This window comes from Streptomyces sp. NPDC002619 (genome assembly GCF_042889305.1).
Lineage (GTDB): Bacteria > Actinomycetota > Actinomycetes > Streptomycetales > Streptomycetaceae > Streptomyces.
The window spans coordinates 1-21,482 of the sequence record NZ_JBIAQV010000076.1 but is presented as its reverse complement, the minus strand read 5'-3'; the positions used below and the strand labels follow the sequence as shown (position 1 = coordinate 21,482).

The following is a 21,482-nucleotide window of genomic DNA, read 5'->3' as shown; positions in this document are numbered from 1 at the left end:
CACCTGGCGCCTCGCCCCGGCCACCGCATAGCGAAAGGGGCCGCCCGGCCTCCCGGCCGGACAGCGCCCCAGCAAGATTTTCAGCAGTCTTCTAGTCCGCACCATCGCGCCGGGCTGACGGCTGCCCGCTGTAGTCCGCTCCCGCCCATCGGGGACGGTCCGCAGCGGGCGGCTTCCCGCGTCCGGCGGACACCCGTCGTCCTCTCTATGGCATCCCGTGGCGGCGTGCTGTCGTCACCGCTCGGAATCCGTGCGTTCGTGGCAGCTGGTGCGGGTGTGCTCCGTGTGATCCCGCATCAGTTGCTGCGCCCGCTGCTCGTCCCCTGCCGCGATGGCGTCGATCATTGCCCGGTGCTCGTCCCCGGACAGTGCACCGCGGGTACGGGCGACGGGTGTGTCAAGCCACCAGACGCGGCGATCCACCTGTGCGGACAGCTCCGCGAGCACCGAGTTCGCGGCGAGCTCCATCACGTACGCGTGAAAGGCGGCGTTGGCCGCGACCACGGCGTCGACGTCGACGGACGCCAACGCTTGCTCGCCCGCCTCGCGCAACTCGCGAAGCCGCTCCGTGGCCCTGCGGGTGCCGATAAATCATCCGGCCTGGTCACGCGGCATGTTGGTACTCGTGAAGGGTCCCGCCGAGTCGGTCTCGTCGACGCGCAGTAGCACGACAGATCATGATGCTGCCGGTTACCTCTGCAGGTGAAGGCGTTGGGCACAGCTGGAGTTCGATGATCAAGGCCGGGACCTGGGCGGATGATTTATCGGCACCCGCAGGGTCCGGATTCTGGGCGCGACTGCGCACCCGTCGGCGGTCTGGTGGTCCAGGCGGCGAAGAATCTCGTCATGGACCTGGAGGACGCGGGTTGCCGAGCGCGCTTCATGATCCAGGTCAGGGGCGGCAAGTTTCCTGAGCTGTTCGACGCCATCTTGAAGGACGCGGGGGTCGAGGTCGTGCTCAGTGGGGTCCAGATGCCGCGAAGGAACTCGATGATGGAGCGGTGGGTGCAGACGTGTCGGTGTGAGGAGCTGCTGGACCGCACGTTGATCTGGAACCAGCGCCACCTCTGCCACGCTCTGCGGGAGTTCGAGCGATTTTTCAATTCCCATCGGCCGCATCAGGGCATCGCAAACGCCTGACCGCTGCACCCCTTGCCCCAGGCGATCAACGATCCAGGGCAGATCGCCCGCTTCGACATACGCAGACGCGAACGACTCGGCGGCACCCTCCACGAGTACGAACACGCCGCGTGACCTGGGCGGACGAGGTATCCGGCAAGGGCAGGGCTGGGCAGCGCTCGGCGCGGCGGGGATCGGGCGGCCTGGAGCTGGTGTTGCGCGTCGGCGGGGCCTCCGCGCTCCGTGCCCTACTGAAGCCTCCTCAGGTCCCGTCGTCTTACCCGTCGGCGCCGTCGTCGTCAGCGTCCGGCTGCGCGGGCAGGGCCTGGCTGGCGGACACCGATTCCACTTCGCCGATGTCCTGCGGCGTGAGGTCGAGGTCGGAGGCCTCGTCGTCGCCGGGTCCCTCTACCTCTCTGCGGGCCTTGCGCCGGTCATTGTGAAGTGAAAAGACAACGGCGGCGAAATAGAGCACCCAGATTGGCGCGGCCAGCGCCAGCATGGTCAGCGGGTCCGTGCTCGGCGTCGCCACAGCCGAAAAGACCGTGATCCCCAGGATCATGCCGCGCCACCAGCCGAGCATCCGCCGGCCGGACAGCACCCCGGTGAGGTTCAGCATCACCAGCAGCAGCGGCATCTCGAAGGAGAGACCAAAGACGACCACCATGCGGGTGACGAGGTCGAGCAGATCGTCCAGCGGCAGCAGGTTGTCCACCCCGTGCGGGGTGAAGTCGATCAACACCTTCGCGGTCGTGGGCAGCACCTTGTAGGCGAAGAAGGCGCCGCCGAAGAACAGCGGGACGCCCGCGCCGACGAACGCGTAGGCGTATTTCCGCTCGTGCTTGTGCAGGCCGGGGGCAACGAACGCCCACAGCTGGTACAGCCATACCGGCGAGGCCAGCACGACGCCAGCCATCAGGGACACCTTCAGCGCCAGGGTGAAGGGCGCGAGCAGACCGTTGATAGTGATCCGCGCGCAGGTGGTGTCCGCGGTCTGCTTGGCCAGATCGGCGAAGGACGTCGGGCAGCCGACCGAGTCCAGCACCGGCCTGGTGAAGAAGTTTATGATGTCCTTGTAGTAGAAGGCTGCGGCGATCGTGATGACCAGGATGGCAAGGACGGCCTTGGCGAGCCGGTTGCGGAGCTCACGAAGGTGCTCCGCGAGCGGCATCCGCCCCTCGGGATCCTTCTCCTTGTTGCGGGCCGACTGGGGCACGCCACGTCCTCATCTCGTGCGGCAGACCGGAGACTACCGGCCCTGCGTTAGTACTTGATCGTCTCCGTCACCCGGTGGGGCGCGAGCTCGCCACGGCGCCGGTTGCGGCCGGTAGCGCGTCCAGGAGGCAGTTGGTCCAGGTCGGTACCACTTACCGCGAGCTGCCCTACCCAGCCCGAGGGTGGGCGGCTCACGAAGGTCCTCAGACCGTCCACTGTTACGCGCCGCGCCGCGCCCAGGCCAGGAAACAGCGTTGCTCCGGCCAAGACGCCGGCCGATACCGAAGACAACGACGCGGGCGGCCCGACAGCGCAAGAGGTGAGCCGGCAGGGGAGGCTTCGGGCAGCGTCTCGTGCGGGGATCAGCCAGGGGCGCGCAGGACCGGGCTCAGTCTCAGTGGCTGGTCGTGCTGTCCGTGGGCACGGTGCGGGCGGTGGCGGTATCTCCGGGAGCGCCCGAGATCGTCCGCGGTCCCGGTGCAGGCTCGGGGCGTGGCTCGTTTGAGGCGCCGTCGTCCTTCATGGCCGTGGTCTCGCTCTTGAGGATCCGCATGGACTTGCCCAGCGCCCGGGCCGTGTCGGGTAGTTTCTTCGAGCCGAAGATCAAAACCACCACCGCGACCAGGATCAGCAGGTGCCAGGGCTCCAGCGCATTGCGGAACATCGTCACACCACCCCTTCGAACGCATGCTTGCTACCGTGCGTGGCTGTGCAACCTTGGGGTGGAGCGGACGGCCCCGCCGTGAGGCCCTGCCGGATCGTGCGGGCGGCCACCACGCAGATGCCGGCGCTGCCGAAGAGGCCGCTGCCCAGTACCTGCCGGGCCTCTGCGTCGGCCTTCGTACCTGCCTCGGCGATCCGTGCCGCTTGTTCCTGCGCGGCAGCGGTGGGAGCGGGAGCGCTCGCGGCGCATCGTGTCTTGCCGCCCCAAGCATGCCCCCATCGCTCTCCGGTCGCGCGCAGAGCCTCGGCCGTTGCCCAAAGAAGCGTCCCGCCCACGACCGGGTCTTGCGGAAGGTTGACGCGGCGGGAGGCGCACACCTTTGGCCGCGGACGACGGCCCGCTGCCGCCGGCGGGCGCGTCCAGCACGGTTGCCCGTCCGCCGATACGGCGAAGAATTCCCCTTCCGCTTCCCGGCCGCACTCGGCCGGGACACCACGCTCCCGGAGGCGGTCGATGTCCACGACCCGGCAGGGCTCTACACCGACGGATGCCTGGCACTCGTCGTCGCAGAAGGGGATCCGCAGGAGGTGGCCGGGCAGCCCGGCGTCCGTGCCCGCGCCCGCGGTCTCGTGCGCGGGCGCCTGGGAGGCGGTTTCCCGGTGCACTTGGCACGGCGGTTTCACCGGTGTCCGCCGCCCGCGCCATCGAGAGATTCCCACAACGTCGTCCAGCCCGGCCTCACAAGTGACTTCGTCGCCCGTCGCCGCCGCAACCGCGGGGAGCTCGACCGGCAACAGGCGTACGGCGAAGCGCAGTTCGCCGCCCGTGGCCTGCATGGTCACCTGCACCGGCTGCCCGGCCCGCGGAATGCGCGGGGGCGTTTGGGCCGGATGGGCGCCCAGCCGCTGCCCCTGGGTGCAACCACGTTCGGGCACCTGGAAAAGCCGTTGGGTCTTCGCGTTCGGCCACGGTGCGTTCATCGGCTTTCCCTGGCGTGACCGTTCCTGTCGCCGGCCGGCGCGATGTTCACGCATGGCTGTCGGGCGTGGCAGGCGAGGCGAGTGGAGTTGGCAGGCTGCTGCGGGGGCATGCCGGGTGTCGATGTCCTTGCGGGTCATGTGTCCTTCTTCCTGTCCGGTCGGGGTCGATTCAGATTCCGGGGTGCCCGGCGGCCTTCCAGGCGGCGTACTCCTGGCGGACGTAGAGGCGGCGGCTGGGCGCGAGCGTGAACGCGTCGGGACGGTGCGGGCCGGCCACCAGGTCGGGATGGCGGCGGTCGTGCAGGACGAGTTGCTCGGCGGTTTCTACTGCGGCTGCGACCGGGCCGGGGCCGGGGTCGTCCAGGGCCATCCGGTCCATGAGGGCGGCCCGGCGTAGCAGCCAGGCGCGTTCGGCGGCCGTCGCATCGACGGGTGGGCCGGTGATGGTCCTGGCCTGGCGGCCGTCGCGTTCGGCCCCGAGAGCGAGCACTTGGTGCATCTCGCGGCGTAGGTCTGGCGCATTCGCGTACGCCTCGTGCGGGGGCGGGGCGGCGATGTCCTCGGCGCTGTCCGGGGTGACGTCCATGCTCACCCCTCCGCCGGTACGCAGGGGCCGGCGCCGCAGCGTTGACACAGCACCGTGTCGTGGCCGGGGTCGAGGGCCGATGGGTGTGCCGCGGACCGCATGGGCAGCTGGGCCGGGCCCGGGCAGCCGTCGATGGGGCAGGGCTTGTGGGTCGCAAAGGCCCACTCGGCGGGGTCGTCGGGTGAGCCGGCGCCGCAGACGCCCCCGGTGACTCGCCGCCGTGCCGCGGTGCCGGCCCTGGCAGGGGGCCGCAGTTCGTGCGGAACGCCTGGGCCGGTCATGCCGAACACCTCAGGCAGGCGCGGACTTCGCGGCCGCTGCACGTCTGGTGGACCTCGGTCGACTGGGCGAGGTACTGGACGATGCCGGTGCCGCGGCCGTGTTCGTCGGGGGCGATGTCGGGGCGATGGCGCTCCACGGCCGTGCCGGAGTCAGTGACCACGATGTGCAGAGTGCCGTGGTCGAGGCCGAGCAGCAGGGTCATGCGCTCGCGGCCGTACTGGGCGGCGTTGGTGGCGAGTTCGTCGACGATGAGAACCGCGGAGTCCCGCTCGCTTGCGGGCACACTCCAGGTCTCCAGCAGATCGGCCGCGAAGTGGCGGGCGGCGGAGACGTGCGCCTCCTGCGCGGGCAGGGTGAGCAGCGCCTGGTGGCGGCAGGGCTCGCCGAGCAGTGAACTCGGGCTGGGGGAATCGGTCACAAACATGGTCTTCTGGCTCTTCTGTGGATGTGCGGAGACCGGAACGGGGGAGACCGCCAACAACTTCGGGGAGGTCGGTGGGCCGGAGCCTGCATGGGCGCGCTCATTCAGTTCCACGGTCGACGCACACCGAACGGTTCGAGTTATTCGACCCTTTTGTTCGACTTCTTGCGAGTCATGTCAATGCCAGCGGCCTGGCTGGACTCACTCGCCTCTGCCAGAGCTCGATGCCGTACTCGCCCGGACCAGGCACCGGCAGCTCGGACCCCTCGTCCGTGGTCTTCCGGACGGCCCTGCGGGAACGTCACGCCGTACAGCCGGACGAACGTCCCTGCCCGCATCTCGGCTCGGTCGCGGCCACCGGCGTGCAGACGTCCTGGATCCTTCTCCGGGCTGCACGGACTTCGGAGGAAAAGGAGAGTTGAGGTCGCCGGCCGTTTGGTGAACCGCATACCTTTGCTCGCGCGGGAGGGGGAACACCTCGGCCGGGCCGTAGTAAAGACCAGGGCGGCGCCACCGGCCGCGGCCTGCACGACCTGGGCCTTGGACGGGTGGGCGGTGGCGCCCAGGATGTGGATCCGCCGAGTGGTGTGCTCGATCACCGCGAATACGTACAGCCGCGCTCCGGTCAGGGTGACCGTCTCGAAGAAGTCGCATGCCAACAGGGCGTCGGCGTGGGAGCGCAGGAAGTCGGCCCATGTGCTGGAACTGCGCTCGGGCGCCGGGTCGGTCCCGGCCTCCCCGCAAGATTCCCCATACGGTGGAGGCGGCCACCTTCACCCCGAGGACCAGCAGCTCACCGTGGACGCGCCGATACCCCCAGCCGGGATTCTCCCGCGCGAGACGCAGTACGGGGGCGCGGATGGAGTGCACGGTCCGCGGTCGTCCCGGGCGCTTGGGTCGAGATGCGGCAGCATGGCGGCGTGCGAGCAGGTCGCGATGCCGGCGCAGAACTGTGTCCGGACGCACCAGCAGCCGCAACCGACGCAGCACGTCCATCGGGAGTTGATGCAGCAGAGCAGCCGGGAACGCCCGGTCGCTCGGGTCGAACCGCAGCCTTTTCTTTCCGAGTTGGCGCTCCAGGACGGTGATCTGGTGGCGCAGGAGTCGGATCTCGACGTCCTTCTCCCGGTCGCTCACCGGCAGCAGGCGCAGCATGGCGAACGCGTTTGTCACACCCAGATAGGCCAGTCGCAGCAGCACGGCTGATCATCTTGTCGCGGCGATCGCCGGCCGCGCGAGAGCTCCGGCGCAAGCGACCAGGGTCGACACCCCGCATACCGGCTCCCACCAGGGCGGATGCTTTTTCGGCAAGGGCAACCGTCCGGCCGGGACGAGGTCCTCGACAGCGGCGCTACCTACTGCCACAGAAACTCCGACTCCGGTCACGAGCACCTGGCATTCAGTTCCGATTTTCCGCCCGGAACATCCAGTACTCCTTCTCCAGTTCTGCGGTGACTTCGATGAGAAAACCTTGGGTAGTACTCCAGCCGTAGATCGTGATCTTCATGTCTGATTCGCGGCTTGTATCCGGTAATGGCTAGCCTGGGCTCGGGCCTGGTGGCGGCGTCGCCAGGCGGACCAGGCGAGCCGCATCGTGCACGGGCTGGACGACCAGCGTCGTGATCGACGGCGCGGCCCGGGTATACGATCCGATTGTGCGCGGAGAGCAGGGCGAGGAGGACCTGTACGGCGTCTTCCTCAAGGACTACGCGCCCGGCAAGTGGTGATCCGCCGGCCGTGACGCGTGCCCCGGCGCCCGTCGGGTGCCCGGACCCTGGTGAGTTCCGCGCGGGGAGTTCCCATGGGCAGTCCACATGGCATAGATCCGCGGGCCTTCGACGATCCGCGCAACTGCTACCCGACCGACGAAGAGTTCTACGCGAGCGGCCGCCCGGCCCATCCCGTGTTGCCCGAGGACCGGCCCCGCGGAGGCGGGGGCACGGTTTCGGTCAAGCACCGGGGGACGTGGGCCACGGTCGCCCTCGTCGTCGGCATCGTCCTGCTGGTCCTGATAGGGATCGCTCTGTTCCCGTGAGGGAAACCAGGCCACCGTCATGAGTGAGGTGGTGCGTATGACCGCAAACGGTCGAGGGCGGCGTACCCGCCCGAGTGCGCCGTCCTGACCTGTTCCGCCGTCCACGGCTGCCGTCAGCGGCGTCCTTCCGGTGGCTCGCTGTGGTCTCGCGCCTGCCGCCGGACACCCACGGTGACCATTCAACCCGCGGTCGCGGTCTTTGTCCTGCGGAGTCAGGGCTCCTGTACGTCGTCCTGCGGGGCCGGCGAGGTCTCTAGGGCCTGTCCGCGGATCATGCCGCAGACGCGGGGCCTGGCACGCCCTCCCCCAGAGGGGGCACTCCCAGCGGCGTTGTCGTCGGTTGCCGACTCTCCCACGCTCGGCTTCGCTCGCGCGGGGGGACCCCCATCGTCCCCGCTCACCTGGGCTGATTTGGCACCGTCGCTTCTCTGCGACCTGATCCGCCGGACAGGCCCTAGGCGTCCAGCGCTGAGTTCGTCCTCGGAGTGCTCCCACACGAAGCGGGCCATCTCGGTGCGGACGAGACCGGGGGAGACGGTGTTGACCCTGTGCCGCTCGAAAAGTCGTCGCCGCAGGTCACGCGGCGTATCTGTACTCGTTGATGAGGCCGCCGAGGATCCGAGTGCGCTGGAGTTTGTGGGTGCCGGTGTCTATCGCGGCGGGCTGCTCCTGGGCATCGGGTGGTAGTTGATTGCGTGCCTGGTGGGACCGGTGCTCGTTGTGGTGCCTTTGGTAGGCCGCAAGCACCTGTCGGGCATGAGCCTCTCCCATGATGAGGACGTGTCAGACACCCGCGACAGCTACTGCCACCTGCATGGATGAGGTATTCGGCAAGGGCAGGGTCAGAACCAGCCGCCGTCGGCCGCGATGGTCCGGCCGGTGATGAACGAGGCGTCGTCGGACACCAGGAACGAGATGACTGCGGCGATTTCAACGGGCTGGGCCATCCTCCCGAGCGAGCTGGCAGTGCGGATGACGGTGTTGAAATCGGCGTCAACGTCGGGATGGACGTAGTTGGAACCTGCGCGGCCGGACATGTCGGTGACGGTTCCGCCGGGCGCGATGGCGTTGATGGTGATGCCGCGTCGGCCGAGTTCAGGGCTGAGGTTGAGTGCGATGGATTCGACGGCGGCCTTACTCGACGCATAAAGGGCGTGGTAGAAGACCGCTTTGTGGGCACTGGCCGATGATGTCAGGACGATCCGTCCGCCTTCGCTCATATGTCGTGCCGCGTTCTGCACGGCGAAGAACTGGCCTCGTGTGTTGATGGCGAAGACACGGTCGAAGTCGGCGGGTGTGACGGTGTCCAGTTCGCCGAAGTGCTCGATTCCGGCGTTGCTGACCAGGATGTCGAGTCCGCCAAGAGCGTCGGCGGCCTGATCTGTCATTCGCTGGACCTGGTCCGGATCGCTGACGTCCGCCCTGATGGCGGCTGCGCGGCGGCCATCGGCGATGATCTCGGCGGCGAGTGCTTCAGCCGCGTCGCTGCTGCTTCGGTAGTTGATCGCAACGTCCGCCCCGTCAGCGGCGAGCCTGCGGGCCACTGCCGCGCCGATCCCTCGTGCGCCACCGGTGACCAAGGCCTTCCTGCCTGTTAGTTTTCCACGCATCGTTCTCCTACCGTGGCAGGGGTCCGGCGGTCACGCCCAATGCCGGGAGTGTCGTGTACGGGCCAGAACCCACGGCAGCGGCTGGCTGTTTCTCCTCGCGTACGGAGGAAGGGGGAGGGCTGCCGTGGGTTTCTCCGTTGCGGTGGGCGCGTCCTTGTTCACCACTGGGGCCATCAGCACCAGAATCGCCCGGCCCGGACGTGGGTGCCACTCGGAGATCGATCATTAAGTTCCACCTGCCGGGCACAGCAGACCCTGCCACCCCACCTGGTCGAGACGCCGCGAATCGTCAACGCGGTCCTGGAGCAGGATGACTGGTCTCTGCTCGGGGAAATGGCCGTCCAGGGCTGACGGAGTCGCGGAGGAGCAGGGAAACGCGACTGCCGCGTTCTCCTGGGCCGGAACATGTCACTCACCGGCACCCTGTGCGTGCGGTGCCAGAGCCTCGCCCACCGCCGGAAGGCAGTGGATCCACGTCGCTGTCGAGGGTGTCTCGGCCTACCTCTGGCCAAGACACCCTCATCGCCGGGTCACGAGGCCGGCTGGCGGCTGGGTAACCCTGTCCGGAGTACGTTCAGCAGCAGTAGGCAAGTGCTGTTGCCCGGGGGGCACGAAATGATCTGATGAAAGCCCTGCCAAGGGCCCCGCCAGCAACCGCCCGGGTGCCGAGCTGGCGGCAGACCATGGTGCGCTTGCACCGGGCCGTGTCGACTGCCTCGCACATGCCAACAAAGGACTGCCCCTATGGAATACCGTCATCTCGGCCGCAGTGGCCTGGTCATCAGCGAGATCGCCTACGGGAACTGGCTGACCCACGGCTCGCAGGTGGAGGCGGAGGCGGCCACCGCATGCGTGCGCGCGGCGCTGGACCTGGGCATCACCACCTTTGACACGGCCGATGTCTATGCGGCAACGCGTGCCGAGTCGGTCCTGGGCGACGCGCTGAAGGGCGAACGCCGCGAGGGACTGGAGATCTTCACCAAGGTGTACTGGCCGACCGGACCGGGTCGCAACGATCTAGGGCTCTCACGCAAGCACATCATGGAGTCGATCGAAGGATCGCTGCGACGCCTGCGGACCGACTACGTGGACCTGTACCAGGCGCACCGGTACGACGTGGCCACGCCGCTGGAGGAGACGATGGAGGCGTTCGCCGACATCGTCCACTCCGGCAAGGCTCACTACATCGGTGTTTCCGAGTGGCCCGCGGAGCAGATCCGGCGTGCTCACGCGCTGGCGCGGGAACTGCGTATCCCTCTGGTGTCCAATCAGCCCCAGTACAACGCCTTGTGGCGGGTCATCGAGGGGGAGGTCGTGCCCACCTGCGAGGAGCTGGGCATGGGTCAGGTGGTGTTCTCTCCGATCGCGCAGGGTGTGCTGACGGGCAAGTACGAGCCCGGTCGCCGGCCTCCGCAGGGCTCGCGGGCCACCGATGACAAGGGCGGGGCCGACATGATCGCGCGGTGGATGCGCGATGAGGTGCTGGAGGCCGTTCAGCGGCTCAAGCCGCTGGCCGTCGAGGCCGGGCTGTCGCTCGCGCAACTGGCCGTGGCCTGGGTGCTGCAGAACTCCAACGTCTCGGCCGCCATCATCGGTGCCTCGCGTCCGGAGCAGGTCGAGGAGAATGCCAAGGCGTCCGGTGTCGTGCTGGAGGCTGACCTCATGGCCCGCATCGAGGAGGTCCTGGAGCCGGTTGCGGTCACCGACCCCAAGCGGGTCCACGACAATGTGCCGCAGCGCCGCCCCTGAGGCATCGACGCCATTGCGGTGATCGGCAGTCGCGACCGTTCAGGCGGCCAAGCCGATTTCCGTGAAGCGTCACAACAGCACGCCCCGCCTGCTTCGGCTCACAGCCGAATGAGGTGGCCGGGGGAGCCGCGCTCCACAACGGCGGGCTCTTTCGACAGGACAGTCCACTTCCTCCGCACATCCGAATCACACACAATGGCTGGATCACATGGCTCGTTTTCAGGACCGGGTGGCAATCGTCACGGGCGCAGGAGCTCCGGACGGGATCGGTGCCGCGGTGGCGCGGGGACTTGTCGCGGAGGGCGGCCGGGTCGTGTTGTGCGCGACCTCCGAGCGGATCCACGAGCGTGCCGCGGAATTGGGCGAGGCTGCTGTGGGTGTGGTCGCCGACCTGACCCTCGAAGGAAGCGCGGATGCCGTGCTGCACGCCGCATTCGAGCGATGGGGTCGGGTCGATGTGCTGGTGAACAATGCGGGCATGACCTCGGTGACCTCGGGCTGGGACGCTGATGGGGACGTCGTCGCCCTGTCACTGGCGGACTGGAACGCTGCTCTGGCCCGCAATCTGACGACGGCCTTCTTGATGTGCCGCGCCGTGGTGCCCGCCATGAGGGCGGCTGGATACGGCCGGATCGTCTCGGTCGGTTCCACCACGGGAACGGTCACTGCGATGCCGGGCCAGGCCACCTATACAGCGGCGAAGGCGGGGCTGGTGGGGCTGTCCCAGGCGCTCGCCCTCGAGGTCGTCAGGGATGGCGTGACGGTGAACATCGTGGCTCCCGGTTATGTGGCGACCGGTTCACAGCTGGAGTTCGAGGCCGCGGCCGCCGCAGCGGGGCCGTTCGGGCGCAGCGGCAGGGCGGAGGAGATCGCGGCGTGCGTGCTGTTCTTGGCGCATGAATCGGCTTCCTTCGTCACCGGCACGGTCCTGGTGGCGGACGGTGGTCACCATCTCCCGGAGACCTGGCCCGCGCCGTGAAGCCTGTGCCGCTCGAAAAGTCATCGCTGCACGTCACGCCGTATATCTGTACTCGTTGATGAGGCCGCCGAGGAGCCGCGTCCGCAGCACGCTCCGAGGATCGCAATCATGCGTCATGGCGTCGGGCTGTTCCCTGGCGTCGGGCGGTAGTTGATGTCGTCCCTGGTGGGGGCGGTGTGTGTTGTAGTGCCGCTCGTACTCGGCCAGGACACGCCGGACATGGGCCTCGTCGAGGATCAGCACGTGGTCGAGGATTTCGCGCCGGATGCTACCGATGATCTTCTCGCAGCGGGCGTTCATCCGAGGAGCCCGCGGAGCACTCAAGATCACCTCCAGTCCGTCAGCCTCGAAGGCAGCGTCGAACGCCACACCGTACTTGCCGTCGCGGTCGCGCAGCAGGAAGCGCGGGGACTCTATGCGTGTGCCCAGTTCGGTGGTGAGGTTCCGCGCCTGCTGCACGGCCCATTCCCGGGTCGGACGAGTGGTGACTCCCGAGATGTGCAGGCGCCTGGTGCCGTGCTCGGGCAATGCCAGCGCATGCAGCCGTCTGCCGAGGGCGGTGTCGATGTGGAAGAAGTCTGCCGCGATGATTCCCTCGGCTTGCGCGGTGAGGAACTCGCGCCAGGTCGGGCCTGAGCGACGAGGTGGCGGGCCGACGCCGGCCGCGTTGAGGATCTCCCACACCGTCGATGCGGCGACCCGGTGCCCGAGTCGGGCCAACTCCCCTTGAATACGCCTGTGTCCCCAGAGTGGATTCTCCCGGGCCAGCTGCAGGACGTGCGTCTTGATCACCGTTCGGGTGGGCGGCCGCCCAGTGCGTCGGTGCGCGGAGTACTCCCACTTCGCGGCGGTGAACCTACGGTGCGATGCCAGCAGGGTACTCGGGGTGACCGGGAAGATCTCGCTCCAGCGCCGACGGGGTATCAACGCGGACAGGGCGGCGAACCAGAACCGATCCGCTGGCTCGTAGCGGACCGGGCTCGCCGGCTGGCGGCGCAGCACGGCGTTGTCGTGTCGCAACACGAGAAGTTCGGCATCCTTTGCGGTGTCGCGGCGCAGCAGCACCGACGGGACGGACAGCAGCTGCCGCGCGACCTTGTACAGCAGAGACACGATCACCCGAGGATGCCGCCAGCCGGCGCAACACACCGTAGCTACCAGCAGTGATGACTTTTCGAGCGGCCCAAGGTCGTCCGGCGACTGCTGCCGCTAGGCCTGACCAGCGGAAACGTAACCCTCAAGCCTGGAAGGACAACAGCTGCTCAGTTCGGCCTTCGGCAAGCGGACGTGGAAGGACGTGTTGCCGGGGCGGCTGGTCACCTCGACCGAACCCCCGTGGGCTTTCACCACAGCGGCAACGATCGCGAGCCCGAGGCCGGTGCCGCCGGCCGAGCGTGATCGGCTCGGGTCGGCGCGGGAGAAGCGCTCGAACAGATCGGGCAGGAAGGTTTCCGGGACGCCCGGCCCGTCGTCTGTGATCGTCAGCCGGGCGGTGTCGGCTCCAGTGTCGAGGCGCAGCGAAACCTTCGTATCGGGAGGTGTGTGGATCCGGGCGTTGGCGAGGAGGTTGGTGACGGTCTGGTGGAGCCGGTGTGGGTCGCCGATGACCGCCACCGGTTCTTCGGGCAGGTTGAGGGTCCAGCGGTGGTCCGGGCCGGCGGCGCGGGCGTCGTCCATCGCGTCGAGTGCGAGCCGGGTCAGGTCGACCGTCTCGCGGGCCAGCGGTCGGCCCGCGTCCAGCCGGGCGAGGAGCAGTAGGTCGTCGACGAGGCCGTTCATACGCTCCGTCTCCGACTGGATGCGGGTGAGGGCGTGGCGGACTTCGTCGGGCATGGGGCCGGAATGCTGCAGCGCGAGTTCCGTGTGGGCCCGGACGGTGGCCACCGGGGTACGCAGTTCGTGGCTTGCGTCGGCGGCGAAGTGCCGCAGCCTCTCCTCGCTCGCATGCCGCCGGGCCAGCGCGTCACTGACATGCCTCAACATACCGTTGAGCGCGGCGTCCACACGTCCCACCTCGGTGCGCGGATCTGTCTCCGGTACCGGGTCGGGCATGGCCACCTCGCCGCTGGCCAGCGGGCGTTGCACGACCTCTTGGGCGGTGGCTGCGACCCGGGCCAGGGGGCGCAGTGACAGCCGGACCCACAGCGCCCCGGCCATACCCGTGGCGATCAGTGCGGCGGCGAACACGATGAGCTCCACGGCTTCGAGCCGGTGCACGGTCTCCTCCATGGGACGCATCGGAAGCCCGGTGATCAGCACGTCGCCGTCGTCGCCGTGGACGGCGACGACGCGGTAGTGGCCAAGCCCGGAGAGCATGACCGTGTGGCCCTCGTGATCGGACGGGACGGAGGCCAGCACGAGGCGGTCGTCGGCCGTGAGGAGCACGAACGCATCCGTATCGTCGCGCACCACGGCGGCTCGGGCCGGTTGTCCGGTGTGGAGACGGGCGCCGAACGTCCCGTATGACTGACCGCGGGTGTCTGCATGGTCGTCGTTGCCGGAGTGGCGCTCGTGCTCCAGGCTCGCCGCGAATCGGCCCCCCGTCGCGCTCAGCTGCTGGTCGAGGCGGCGCACTTGGAAATGGTTCAGGGCCACAACGCTTGTCAGGCCGACCGCCGCACAGGCGAGGGCGAGCAGTGCCACCAGCCCCGTGGTGAGGCGGGCGCGCAGGGTGAGGGGGACCGGCAGCCGCCCCGCCAGAGTGCCCCTCCCAAGACCTCTCACGATGCGTCCGGCTTGAGGACGTAACCGACCCCGCGCACCGTGTGGATCAAGGGCGTCCGCCCCGCGTCGATCTTCTTGCGCAGGTAACTGATGTACAGCTCGACGACGTGGGCCTGTCCGCCGAAATCGTAGGACCACACCCGGTCGAGGATCTGGGCCTTGGAAAGCACCCGGCGCGGATTGCGCATCAGGAACCGCAGGAGTTCGAACTCGGTGCGTGACAGCTCGATCGGGTCCCCGGCCCTGCTGACCTCGTGGGCCTCCTCCTCCAGCACGAGGTCACCGACCACCAGACGGCCGTTGCCCGGCTCTCGGGCCAGGCCCGCGCTGCGCAGCAGACCGCGCAGCCGGGCCATGACCTCCTCCAGGCTGAACGGTTTGGTGACATAGCCGTCGCCCCCTGCCGTGATCCCCGCGATGCGGTCCTCGACGGCATCGCGCGCGGTGAGGAAAAGCACACAGACACCCGGCTGCTCGGCGCGCAGCTCGTGGAGCGCATGCAGCCCATCGGCGTCGGGCAACATCCAGTCGAGGATCACGGCGTCGGGGCGGAAGGCACGCGCGCCCGCCGCTGCGGAGGCCCCATCGCCCGCGCAGCGCACCTCGAAGTGCTCGTAGCGCAGGCCCTGTGCGAGGGCCTCGGTCAGATCAGGCTCGTCGTCCACGACGAGGACACGGGCCGGGCTGCCGTCGCGCCGGCGCAATGGGGCAGATTCGGTCGCGTTCTTCATGATGCATCCAGGATCTCCCTGACCCGGACGTGGTGGAGCGCGCGCATCGTCTGAATTTCCTCTGAATCGCAGGAGCGGCCCGGTTCAGAGGCTTCTCAGGGCAGGCGTTGCCAAAGTGACCGACAGCATTCCCGGCCAAGGAGAATCCCGTGACCAGCATTGATTCCCCACTGTCCCCGCCCGATCTGGTGCGGTCGTGGTGCCCGGAATCCCACCGCTGCAATTTGCAGGCGAGCGCCCTCGGCGGCAACGTCACTGGGAGATGAGCACTTTCTGATTTCTCTCTGAATTGGCGGGCGAAGGGCGCGTTCAGAGGCCTTTGAGAAATTCCGCTGGAAAGGTGGCCGACGCACACGCACCACACCGACGTACCACCACGTCGACGCGGCGCCCGAGGCACCACAGGGCACCGTGAGTCGACGAGAGGAGTCCCGTGGCCACCACGTCCACGTACAATCGCCATGCCAGGACCCGCTCCCCGCAGCCCGCCGTACCCTCCTACCGAATCGTTCCGGTCGTGGCCCAACTGCTGATCTACGCGGGGGCGGCAGCCGTGGTGGGCCTGTGGTGGATCGACACCACCTCGGTGGTCGGCCTCGCCGGATGGCTGACCGACGCCGGGCGGGTCACCGGTCTGCTCGCCGGGTACGCCTGCGCGGTACTGCTCGGGCTGATGTCCCGCTTTCCCCTGCTCGAACGGGCTGTCGGCTCGGATCGCCTGGCCCGCTGGCACGCGCTGGGCGGCCGCTACACCATCTCGCTCACGCTCGCCCACACGCTGCTGATCATTCTCGGCTACGCGGCAACCACTCACACAGGCGTCGTCAGTCAGACCAGCACGCTCGTCCTCACCTATCCCGACATGCTCAAGGCCACTGCGGGCTTCCTGCTCCTGGTCGCCACCGGCATCATCTCGGCTCGCGCCGCGCGCCGCCGACTGCGCTACGAGACCTGGCACTACCTGCATTTCTCCACGTATCTCGCCATCTTCCTGGCCTTCTTCCACCAGCTCTCCGACGGCGCGGACTTCGTTGCGCACCGCCTCGCCCTGCTCGCCTGGTACGCCCTCTACCTCGGCGTGGCCGGGCTACTGGTGTGGTACCGCTTCGTCACCCCGGTGCGGCGGGCGTCGCGGCACCGGCTGACCGTGGCGGAGGTCCGGCCGGAGGCGCCCGGCGTGGTGTCGGTCTGGATGACCGGGCGGTACCTGGACGAGCTGGGTGCCGAGCCCGGTCAGTTCTTCCGCTGGCGTTTCCTGGCCCGCGGGATGTGGTGGACGGCGAACCCGTACTCGCTCTCTGCGCCGCCGACCAGGGAGTTCCTGCGGATCACCGTGAAGGCCGTCGGTGGCCACAGCGAGGCGCTGGCCGGGCTCCGGCCGGGCACCCGGGTGTGGGCCGAGGGGCCGTACGGTGCCTTCACCGCGGCCCGGCGCACCGCCCGCAAGGTCCTGCTGCTGGGCGGCGGCGTCGGCATCACCCCGCTGCGTGCCCTGTTCGAGACACTGCACGGCGACGTCACCCTGATCTACCGGGCGCGCCGCCCGGAGGACCTGGCGCTGTGGCAGGAGTTGGACGCCATAGCGGTAGATCGCGGCGCGACCGCGCACTACGTGGTCGACGAACCCGCCGAGTACTCCTCGCCCCTCACTGCGAGTGGACTGGCCTACCTCGTCCCGGACATCGCCGAGCGCGACGTCTACCTGTGCGGGCCGCCGGGGATGACGGCCGCGGGGATATCGGCACTGCGAGCGGCCGGCGTGCCCCGCCGCCGCATCCACCACGAGTCCTTCACCTTCTGACCGTTCCAGGGACCCTCAAGGACAAAGGAGCAACTCCATGGCAGCGCGCCGAACCGCCATCCTGACCACGTCGACCGTTGCGGGCCTGGTCCTGCTACTGGGCCTGAAACCGCACCAGACCGCCCTGCCGGTCATCGCGGGTTCCGGCGGAAGTGCCGCGGTCGCCCCGCCCACGTCAGGCTCCGGTGCCAGCCAGTCGAGCCCGTCCAGCAGCGCCGGCGAGTCGAAGAGCGGCAGTGGCAGCGGGGGCGGCGCCGCCAGCACCTACACCGGTGCCGTCGAGCAGACCCCGTACGGCCCGATGCAGGTCGCCGCCACCTTCTCCCACGGCAAGCTGACCAACGTCCGAGCGTTGCAGACCCCGAACGATTCGCCGCACAGCCAGTCGCTCGCCGCCTACGCCGTGCCCACCCTCACCCAGGAGGCCCTGGCCGCGCAGAGTGCGCAGATTCAGGCCGTCTCCGGTGCCTCCTACACCAGCGAGGGCTACATGCAGTCCCTGCAGAGCGCTTTGGACAAGGCCGGTGCCTGAGATGCCAGAGGTGTACGAAGGCACGAAGGCTTCCACGGGATCCGAGGGGCCCTGCGGCTTCCGCCACGTCGAGCACGCCATGGGCACGGTCTTCTCTTTCGACATCTGCGACACGCCCACACACGCCATCCACCGCGCCCTCGACCAAGCCGTGGTCTGGCTGCACTGGGTGGACGAGGTGTGGGGCTCGGAAAGTCATCGCTGCAGCTCAAGCGGCGTATCTGTACTCGTTGATGACTCCGCCGAGGACGCGGGTGCGTAGGAGCCTTTGGGCGTGGGGGGCGTGGCCGACAGCGGGCTGGTCCTGAGCCTCGGGGGTCGTCGGTCTCGGGCCCGGTGCGGTCGTTGCCTGTTGTAGTGGTGCTGGTACTCGGCGAGGGCCTGTCGGGCGTGGGCCTCGTTCATGATCAGAACGTGGTCGAGTGCCTCCCGGCGGATCGTGCCGGTCACGCGCTCGCAGCGGGCGTTCATCCGCGGCGCCTGCGGCACGGCTGGCGTGACGGGGAAGACGCTGCTCCAGCGGCGGCGCGGTATCAGCGACGACAGCGCGGCCAGCCAGAACCGGTCGGCGGGCTCGTAGCGGACCGGACTGGTGAGTTGCCGTCGCAGTACCGCGTTCTCGTGCCGCAGCACCGGCAGTTCGACATCCTTGGCGGTCTCCCGGCGCAGCAGTACCGCCGGCACGGACAGCAGCGAACGGGTGGCCCGGTACTGCAGCGAGGTGATCACCGTGCAGCATCCCAGCCACTGTCGAGGGCTCGGTACGCAGGCTCCCACCTGCAGCGATGACTTTGCGAGCCCCACAGGAACCTTGTTGCGGCCCTGACCTGCGTGGATACCCTCCGCGGTGAGGCCGTCACCGGGGGTTGGACCCTGTTCCAGTGGCGTCGCCCGGGGAAGCGGGGATGCTGCTCGCCTGGCAGCCACCCGGCGGCCGGCTCTGCGGGCGCGCTGCCCGCGACCGCAGAGCCGGTGTGCTCCTCGGGGGGCTTCACCGTCGAGGACGACTCTGCCCTGTCTTCTGCGACCGCGTCGGCTCGGGCCGCACAGCCCGCTGCTGGCCGGAGGCCGCGTCGTAGCCCGGCATCCCGCGCGTGGAAGCGTGCTCCGGCTTCACCAAGTTCGTGTGACGGGCGCCTCACCAAGCGCCGGGGCCATGGTGGCGCCGCCATCAGGCTTTTCATCGTTGCTTTCGCCGGGGGGCGGCGTGACCCGCGATCCGGACATTTCGCTCGAAAACCACCAGAACTATGTGATGCCGGTTCACCAGGCCGGACGCGACGCTGAAACCAGCCGGTCAAGCCGAACCGGAACGGGCGCAGGCAACGATGCCCAGCTGAACAGCAGGAAAAGGAGCGCACCAAAATGGCAGGAGTAACCACAAGGGAGGGAGCGCCGACATACGCGGCTCCCGCCCTGCAGTTCGGGGTGGCGACGCGGAAATACGTCACCGAGTTCATCGGCACGTTCTTCCTGATGTTCGCGGTCGGGGTGGCCGCGTTGAGCGGCAGCGCGTTCGTGCCGCTGGCTGCGGGCGCGACCCTGATGGTCATGGTCTACGCCGGCGGGCACATCTCGGGCGGCCACTACAACCCCGCGGTGACGTTGGCGGCGCTGATCCGCCGCCGGATCGGAACCCGGGACGCGGTCGCGTACTGGGTCGCGCAGGTGGTGGCCGGCGTCGCCGCCGGGGCCATCGCCCGCGCCGTGGTCAACCCCGCGACGGTCAAGACCCTGACCCTGTCAGGGCACACCGAGGCGGCCGCCGCCGTGGTCGAGCTGCTGATCACCTTCGCGCTGTGCTACGTGGTGCTGAACGTGGCCACCAGCAAGGACCAGCCCAACAACGGGTTCTTCGGGCTCGCGATCGGGTTCACCGTCGCGGCCGGCGCGTTCGCCGTCGGCGGCATCTCCGGCGGTGTGTTCAACCCGGCGGTCGCGTTGGGCGGCGCCACCACCGGGATGTTCGGCTGGTCGACGATCTGGGTCTACCTCGTCGTCCAGCTGGCCGCCGGCATCGCGGCGGGGCTGACGTTCCGGGCGCTCAATCCCGCCGACAAGTGATCAATCGCGGGCGGGCCGGCGCCGGCCCGCGGACGCACCGATCACTGCCCCGGGTCAACCACCACCCCGGGTCCCCCCCCACAAAAAGGAGCAAGTGTCCATGACCAGCACGCAGCCCAAGCCGACGACGACCGATGCCGGCATCCCGGTGGCCAGCGACGACCAATCGCTGACAGTCGGCCCCGACGGCCCGATCCTGCTGCAGGATGACTACCTGATCGAGCAGATGGCCAACTTCAACCGGGAGCGGATCCCGGAGCGTCAGCCGCACGCCAAGGGAGCCGGCGCGTTCGGCTACTTCGAGGTCACGAACGACGTCAGCGCCTACACCAGGGCCGCGGTCTTCCAGCCCGGCACCCACACCGACACGATCATCCGCTTCTCCACCGTGGCCGGGGAGCAGGGCAGCCCGGACACTTGGCGGGACCCGCGCGGGTTCGCGCTGAAGCTGTACACCTCCCAGGGCAATCTCGACATCGTGGGGAACAACACCCCGGTGTTCTTCATCCGCGACCCGATGAAGTTCCAGCATTTCATCCGGTCCCAGAAGCGCCGCGCCGACAGCGGGCTGCGGGACAACGACATGCAGTGGGACTTCTGGACCCTGTCCCCGGAGTCGGCGCACATGGTGACCTGGCTGATGGGCGACCGGGGCATCCCGCGCACCTGGCGGCACATGAACGGGTACTCCAGCCACACCTACTCCTGGCTCAACACCGCCGGTGAGCTGTTCTGGGTCAAGTACCACTTCATCAGCGACCAGGGGATCGAGTTCCTCACCCAGGCCGAGGCCGACGCGCTGGCCGCCAAGGACGGCGACTACCACCGGCGTGACCTGTTCGAGACGATCAAGCGCGGCGAGCACCCGAGCTGGACGCTGAAGGTGCAGATCATGTCGTTCGAGGAGGCCAAGACCTACCGGTTCAACCCGTTCGACCTGACCAAGGTGTGGCCGCACGGCGACTACCCGCTGCACGAGGTGGGCAGGCTGACGCTGAACCGCAACGTGACCGACTTCCACACCGAGATGGAGCAGGCCGCGTTCGAGCCGAACAACCAGGTGCCCGGCACCGGGCTGTCGCCGGACAAGATGCTGCTGGCCCGCGGGTTCTCCTACGCGGACGCGCACCGCGCCCGGCTCGGCGTCAACTACAAGCAGATCCCGGTGAACTCTGCCAGGGCCGAGGTGCACTCCTACTCCAAGGACGGCGCGATGCGGATCCGCAACGTCTCCGACCCGGTGTACGCCCCGAACTCCTACGGCGGCCCACAGGCCGACCCGGTGGCCGCCGCTGAGGTTCACTGGTCCGCCGACGGCGACATGGTCCGCGCCGCCTACACGCTGCGCCGTGACGACGACGACTGGGGGCAGGCCCGCACCATGGTCCACGAGGTCCTCGACGACGCCGCCCGCGACCGGCTGGTGTCCAACATCACCGGCCACCTGCTCAACGGCGTGTCCGAGCCGGTGCTCGAGCGCGCCTTCGAGTACTGGAAGAACGTCGACCAGACCCTCGGCGAACGGATCGAGAAGAGCGTCCGCGCTGGGGAGTCCTGACGTGCGGCCCGAACCACCCATGGGCCCGGCGCCGGCAGGCGCCGGGCCCATCCCCTTGACGTCCGGAGTAACCGTCCGGCATTGAACAGCCCAGATTCTGGGCGGAACGCTGACGCGATGAACAATCCGACGAAATCCGCATGCTACGAGATCCGCGTGCGCGGGCAGCTGAGCCAGACGCTGCTTGGCGCGTTTCCCCGCCTGCACGCTGAGATCCAGGGAGCCGAAACCCTGCTCGTCGGGATGCTGCCCGAGCAGGCCGCGTTGCATGGCGTGCTGGCCCAGATCGAAGCGCTCTGCCTGGAACTGATCGAGCTACGTCGATTCGGCGGCGCGCCTGAGCTTGACGTTTAACCTCGCACGTCACCCGACCTGCTGATCTGCGGTTCTTCCCGGGACAGCGGAGGCGGCCGTTCTCCACGCTTCGAGATG

19 protein-coding genes and 4 pseudogenes are annotated in these 21,482 nt (G+C 68.6%); 10 read left to right on the top strand and 13 right to left on the bottom strand.

The genetic code is table 11. The features are described 5' to 3' along the window. Positions 1-234 precede the first annotated feature (234 nt). Positions 235-582: pseudogene (locus tag ACFYXB_RS42980) on the bottom strand (FCD domain-containing protein); the annotation flags it as partial. Positions 583-769: 187 nt separating this feature from the next. Between ACFYXB_RS42980 and ACFYXB_RS42975 the strand changes: the two are divergent. After that, positions 770-1,254, top strand: a pseudogene (locus ACFYXB_RS42975) (integrase core domain-containing protein); the annotation flags it as partial. Between the two features lie 142 nt (positions 1,255-1,396). Here the strand turns inward: ACFYXB_RS42975 and tatC are convergent. The 6 genes and pseudogenes from tatC to ACFYXB_RS42945 all read right to left on the bottom strand — a co-directional run. After that, a complete protein-coding gene (tatC, locus tag ACFYXB_RS42970; RefSeq protein WP_389590713.1) occupies positions 1,397-2,335 on the bottom strand; it encodes a twin-arginine translocase subunit TatC in 939 nt (312 codons plus the stop codon). A gap of 393 nt (positions 2,336-2,728) precedes the next feature. After that, on the bottom strand, positions 2,729-2,998 hold the full coding sequence (tatA, locus tag ACFYXB_RS42965; RefSeq protein WP_389590711.1) for a Sec-independent protein translocase subunit TatA: 270 nt from the start codon (positions 2,996-2,998) through the stop codon (positions 2,729-2,731). Between the two features lie 2 nt (positions 2,999-3,000). Then, complete coding sequence (locus ACFYXB_RS42960; RefSeq protein ID WP_389590710.1) at positions 3,001-3,978, bottom strand: hypothetical protein; 978 nt, start codon at positions 3,976-3,978, stop codon at positions 3,001-3,003. Between the two features lie 169 nt (positions 3,979-4,147). After that, a complete protein-coding gene (locus ACFYXB_RS42955) occupies positions 4,148-4,564 on the bottom strand; it encodes a hypothetical protein (RefSeq protein ID WP_389590708.1) in 417 nt (138 codons plus the stop codon). Positions 4,565-4,841: 277 nt separating this feature from the next. Then, positions 4,842-5,270: an ATP-binding protein gene (locus tag ACFYXB_RS42950; RefSeq protein ID WP_389590707.1), complete on the bottom strand. Its 429-nt coding sequence runs from the start codon at positions 5,268-5,270 to the stop codon at positions 4,842-4,844. A 515-nt stretch (positions 5,271-5,785) separates the two neighbouring features. Continuing rightward, positions 5,786-6,467: pseudogene (locus tag ACFYXB_RS42945) on the bottom strand (integrase); the annotation flags it as partial. A 601-nt stretch (positions 6,468-7,068) separates the two neighbouring features. Here ACFYXB_RS42945 and ACFYXB_RS42940 point away from each other — a divergent pair. Next, on the top strand, positions 7,069-7,302 hold the full coding sequence (locus ACFYXB_RS42940; RefSeq protein ID WP_389590706.1) for a hypothetical protein: 234 nt from the start codon (positions 7,069-7,071) through the stop codon (positions 7,300-7,302). A 576-nt stretch (positions 7,303-7,878) separates the two neighbouring features. On the opposite strand, the gene ACFYXB_RS42935 is transcribed toward ACFYXB_RS42940, so the two are convergent. Both ACFYXB_RS42935 and ACFYXB_RS42930 read right to left on the bottom strand, forming a co-directional pair. Next, positions 7,879-8,073 carry a hypothetical protein gene (locus ACFYXB_RS42935; RefSeq protein ID WP_389590704.1) on the bottom strand — a complete coding sequence of 65 codons (195 nt, stop codon included), beginning with the start codon at positions 8,071-8,073 and terminating at the stop codon, positions 7,879-7,881. A 71-nt stretch (positions 8,074-8,144) separates the two neighbouring features. Further along, the gene (locus ACFYXB_RS42930) at positions 8,145-8,912 is read right to left on the bottom strand and encodes an SDR family NAD(P)-dependent oxidoreductase (RefSeq protein ID WP_389590702.1); all 768 of its coding nucleotides are present in this window, start codon (positions 8,910-8,912) and stop codon (positions 8,145-8,147) included. 243 nt (positions 8,913-9,155) lie between these two features. On the opposite strand from ACFYXB_RS42930, the pseudogene ACFYXB_RS42925 reads away from it, so the two are divergent. From ACFYXB_RS42925 to ACFYXB_RS42915, 3 genes and pseudogenes are all read left to right on the top strand, one after another. After that, positions 9,156-9,263: pseudogene (locus tag ACFYXB_RS42925) on the top strand (antibiotic biosynthesis monooxygenase); the annotation flags it as partial. A 393-nt stretch (positions 9,264-9,656) separates the two neighbouring features. After that, positions 9,657-10,661, top strand: coding sequence for an aldo/keto reductase family protein (locus tag ACFYXB_RS42920; RefSeq protein ID WP_389590700.1), 1,005 nt, complete (start codon positions 9,657-9,659; stop codon positions 10,659-10,661). A gap of 208 nt (positions 10,662-10,869) precedes the next feature. Further along, positions 10,870-11,640 carry an SDR family NAD(P)-dependent oxidoreductase gene (locus ACFYXB_RS42915; protein WP_388506776.1) on the top strand — a complete coding sequence of 257 codons (771 nt, stop codon included), beginning with the start codon at positions 10,870-10,872 and terminating at the stop codon, positions 11,638-11,640. Positions 11,641-11,673: 33 nt separating this feature from the next. Here ACFYXB_RS42915 and ACFYXB_RS42910 read toward each other — a convergent pair whose 3' ends face one another. From ACFYXB_RS42910 to ACFYXB_RS42900, 3 genes are all read right to left on the bottom strand, one after another. Then, positions 11,674-12,759 carry an integrase core domain-containing protein gene (locus ACFYXB_RS42910; RefSeq protein ID WP_389590699.1) on the bottom strand — a complete coding sequence of 362 codons (1,086 nt, stop codon included), beginning with the start codon at positions 12,757-12,759 and terminating at the stop codon, positions 11,674-11,676. A 90-nt stretch (positions 12,760-12,849) separates the two neighbouring features. Beyond that, positions 12,850-14,364 carry a sensor histidine kinase gene (locus tag ACFYXB_RS42905; protein WP_389590697.1) on the bottom strand — a complete coding sequence of 505 codons (1,515 nt, stop codon included), beginning with the start codon at positions 14,362-14,364 and terminating at the stop codon, positions 12,850-12,852. Beyond that, positions 14,361-15,095: a response regulator transcription factor gene (locus tag ACFYXB_RS42900; protein WP_389590695.1), complete on the bottom strand. Its 735-nt coding sequence runs from the start codon at positions 15,093-15,095 to the stop codon at positions 14,361-14,363. Before ACFYXB_RS42900 ends, ACFYXB_RS42905 begins: the two co-directional genes overlap by 4 nt. 433 nt (positions 15,096-15,528) lie before the next feature. On the opposite strand from ACFYXB_RS42900, the gene ACFYXB_RS42895 reads away from it, so the two are divergent. Then, positions 15,529-16,896 (top strand): ferric reductase-like transmembrane domain-containing protein, encoded by a 1,368-nt coding sequence (locus ACFYXB_RS42895; protein ID WP_389590693.1) that lies wholly within the window; start codon positions 15,529-15,531, stop codon positions 16,894-16,896. Positions 16,897-16,933: 37 nt separating this feature from the next. Continuing rightward, positions 16,934-17,428 (top strand): FMN-binding protein, encoded by a 495-nt coding sequence (locus ACFYXB_RS42890; protein WP_389590692.1) that lies wholly within the window; start codon positions 16,934-16,936, stop codon positions 17,426-17,428. Positions 17,429-17,623: 195 nt separating this feature from the next. Here the strand turns inward: ACFYXB_RS42890 and ACFYXB_RS42885 are convergent, their stop codons facing one another. Then, positions 17,624-18,157, bottom strand: coding sequence for an integrase core domain-containing protein (locus tag ACFYXB_RS42885; protein ID WP_389590691.1), 534 nt, complete (start codon positions 18,155-18,157; stop codon positions 17,624-17,626). Positions 18,158-18,793: 636 nt separating this feature from the next. Between ACFYXB_RS42885 and ACFYXB_RS42880 the strand changes: the two genes are divergently transcribed. The 3 genes from ACFYXB_RS42880 to ACFYXB_RS42870 all read left to right on the top strand — a co-directional run bounded on the left by ACFYXB_RS42880 (position 18,794) and on the right by ACFYXB_RS42870 (position 21,404). After that, positions 18,794-19,492 carry an MIP/aquaporin family protein gene (locus tag ACFYXB_RS42880; RefSeq protein WP_389590689.1) on the top strand — a complete coding sequence of 233 codons (699 nt, stop codon included), beginning with the start codon at positions 18,794-18,796 and terminating at the stop codon, positions 19,490-19,492. A 100-nt stretch (positions 19,493-19,592) separates the two neighbouring features. Next, positions 19,593-21,050 carry a catalase gene (locus ACFYXB_RS42875; protein WP_389590688.1) on the top strand — a complete coding sequence of 486 codons (1,458 nt, stop codon included), beginning with the start codon at positions 19,593-19,595 and terminating at the stop codon, positions 21,048-21,050. A gap of 117 nt (positions 21,051-21,167) precedes the next feature. Further along, positions 21,168-21,404 carry a hypothetical protein gene (locus ACFYXB_RS42870; protein WP_389590687.1) on the top strand — a complete coding sequence of 79 codons (237 nt, stop codon included), beginning with the start codon at positions 21,168-21,170 and terminating at the stop codon, positions 21,402-21,404. Positions 21,405-21,482 lie beyond the last annotated feature (78 nt).

What these genes read in the sequence shown, in the direction of transcription:
- ACFYXB_RS42955 (WP_389590708.1), bottom strand. Translation starts at nt 4,564, where the DNA reads ATGGACGTCACCCCGGACAGCGCCGAGGACATCGCCGCCCCGCCCCCG.
- ACFYXB_RS42920 (WP_389590700.1), top strand. Translation starts at nt 9,657, where the DNA reads ATGGAATACCGTCATCTCGGCCGCAGTGGCCTGGTCATCAGCGAGATC.
- ACFYXB_RS42875 (WP_389590688.1), top strand. Translation starts at nt 19,593, where the DNA reads ATGACCAGCACGCAGCCCAAGCCGACGACGACCGATGCCGGCATCCCG.
- ACFYXB_RS42915 (WP_388506776.1), top strand. Translation starts at nt 10,870, where the DNA reads ATGGCTCGTTTTCAGGACCGGGTGGCAATCGTCACGGGCGCAGGAGCT.
- ACFYXB_RS42935 (WP_389590704.1), bottom strand. Translation starts at nt 8,073, where the DNA reads ATGGGAGAGGCTCATGCCCGACAGGTGCTTGCGGCCTACCAAAGGCAC.
- ACFYXB_RS42890 (WP_389590692.1), top strand. Translation starts at nt 16,934, where the DNA reads ATGGCAGCGCGCCGAACCGCCATCCTGACCACGTCGACCGTTGCGGGC.
- ACFYXB_RS42880 (WP_389590689.1), top strand. Translation starts at nt 18,794, where the DNA reads ATGGCAGGAGTAACCACAAGGGAGGGAGCGCCGACATACGCGGCTCCC.
- ACFYXB_RS42950 (WP_389590707.1), bottom strand. Translation starts at nt 5,270, where the DNA reads ATGTTTGTGACCGATTCCCCCAGCCCGAGTTCACTGCTCGGCGAGCCC.
- ACFYXB_RS42870 (WP_389590687.1), top strand. Translation starts at nt 21,168, where the DNA reads ATGAACAATCCGACGAAATCCGCATGCTACGAGATCCGCGTGCGCGGG.
- ACFYXB_RS42940 (WP_389590706.1), top strand. Translation starts at nt 7,069, where the DNA reads ATGGGCAGTCCACATGGCATAGATCCGCGGGCCTTCGACGATCCGCGC.
- ACFYXB_RS42960 (WP_389590710.1), bottom strand. Translation starts at nt 3,978, where the DNA reads ATGAACGCACCGTGGCCGAACGCGAAGACCCAACGGCTTTTCCAGGTG.
- tatA (WP_389590711.1), bottom strand. Translation starts at nt 2,998, where the DNA reads ATGTTCCGCAATGCGCTGGAGCCCTGGCACCTGCTGATCCTGGTCGCG.
- ACFYXB_RS42930 (WP_389590702.1), bottom strand. Translation starts at nt 8,912, where the DNA reads ATGCGTGGAAAACTAACAGGCAGGAAGGCCTTGGTCACCGGTGGCGCA.
- ACFYXB_RS42900 (WP_389590695.1), bottom strand. Translation starts at nt 15,095, where the DNA reads ATGAAGAACGCGACCGAATCTGCCCCATTGCGCCGGCGCGACGGCAGC.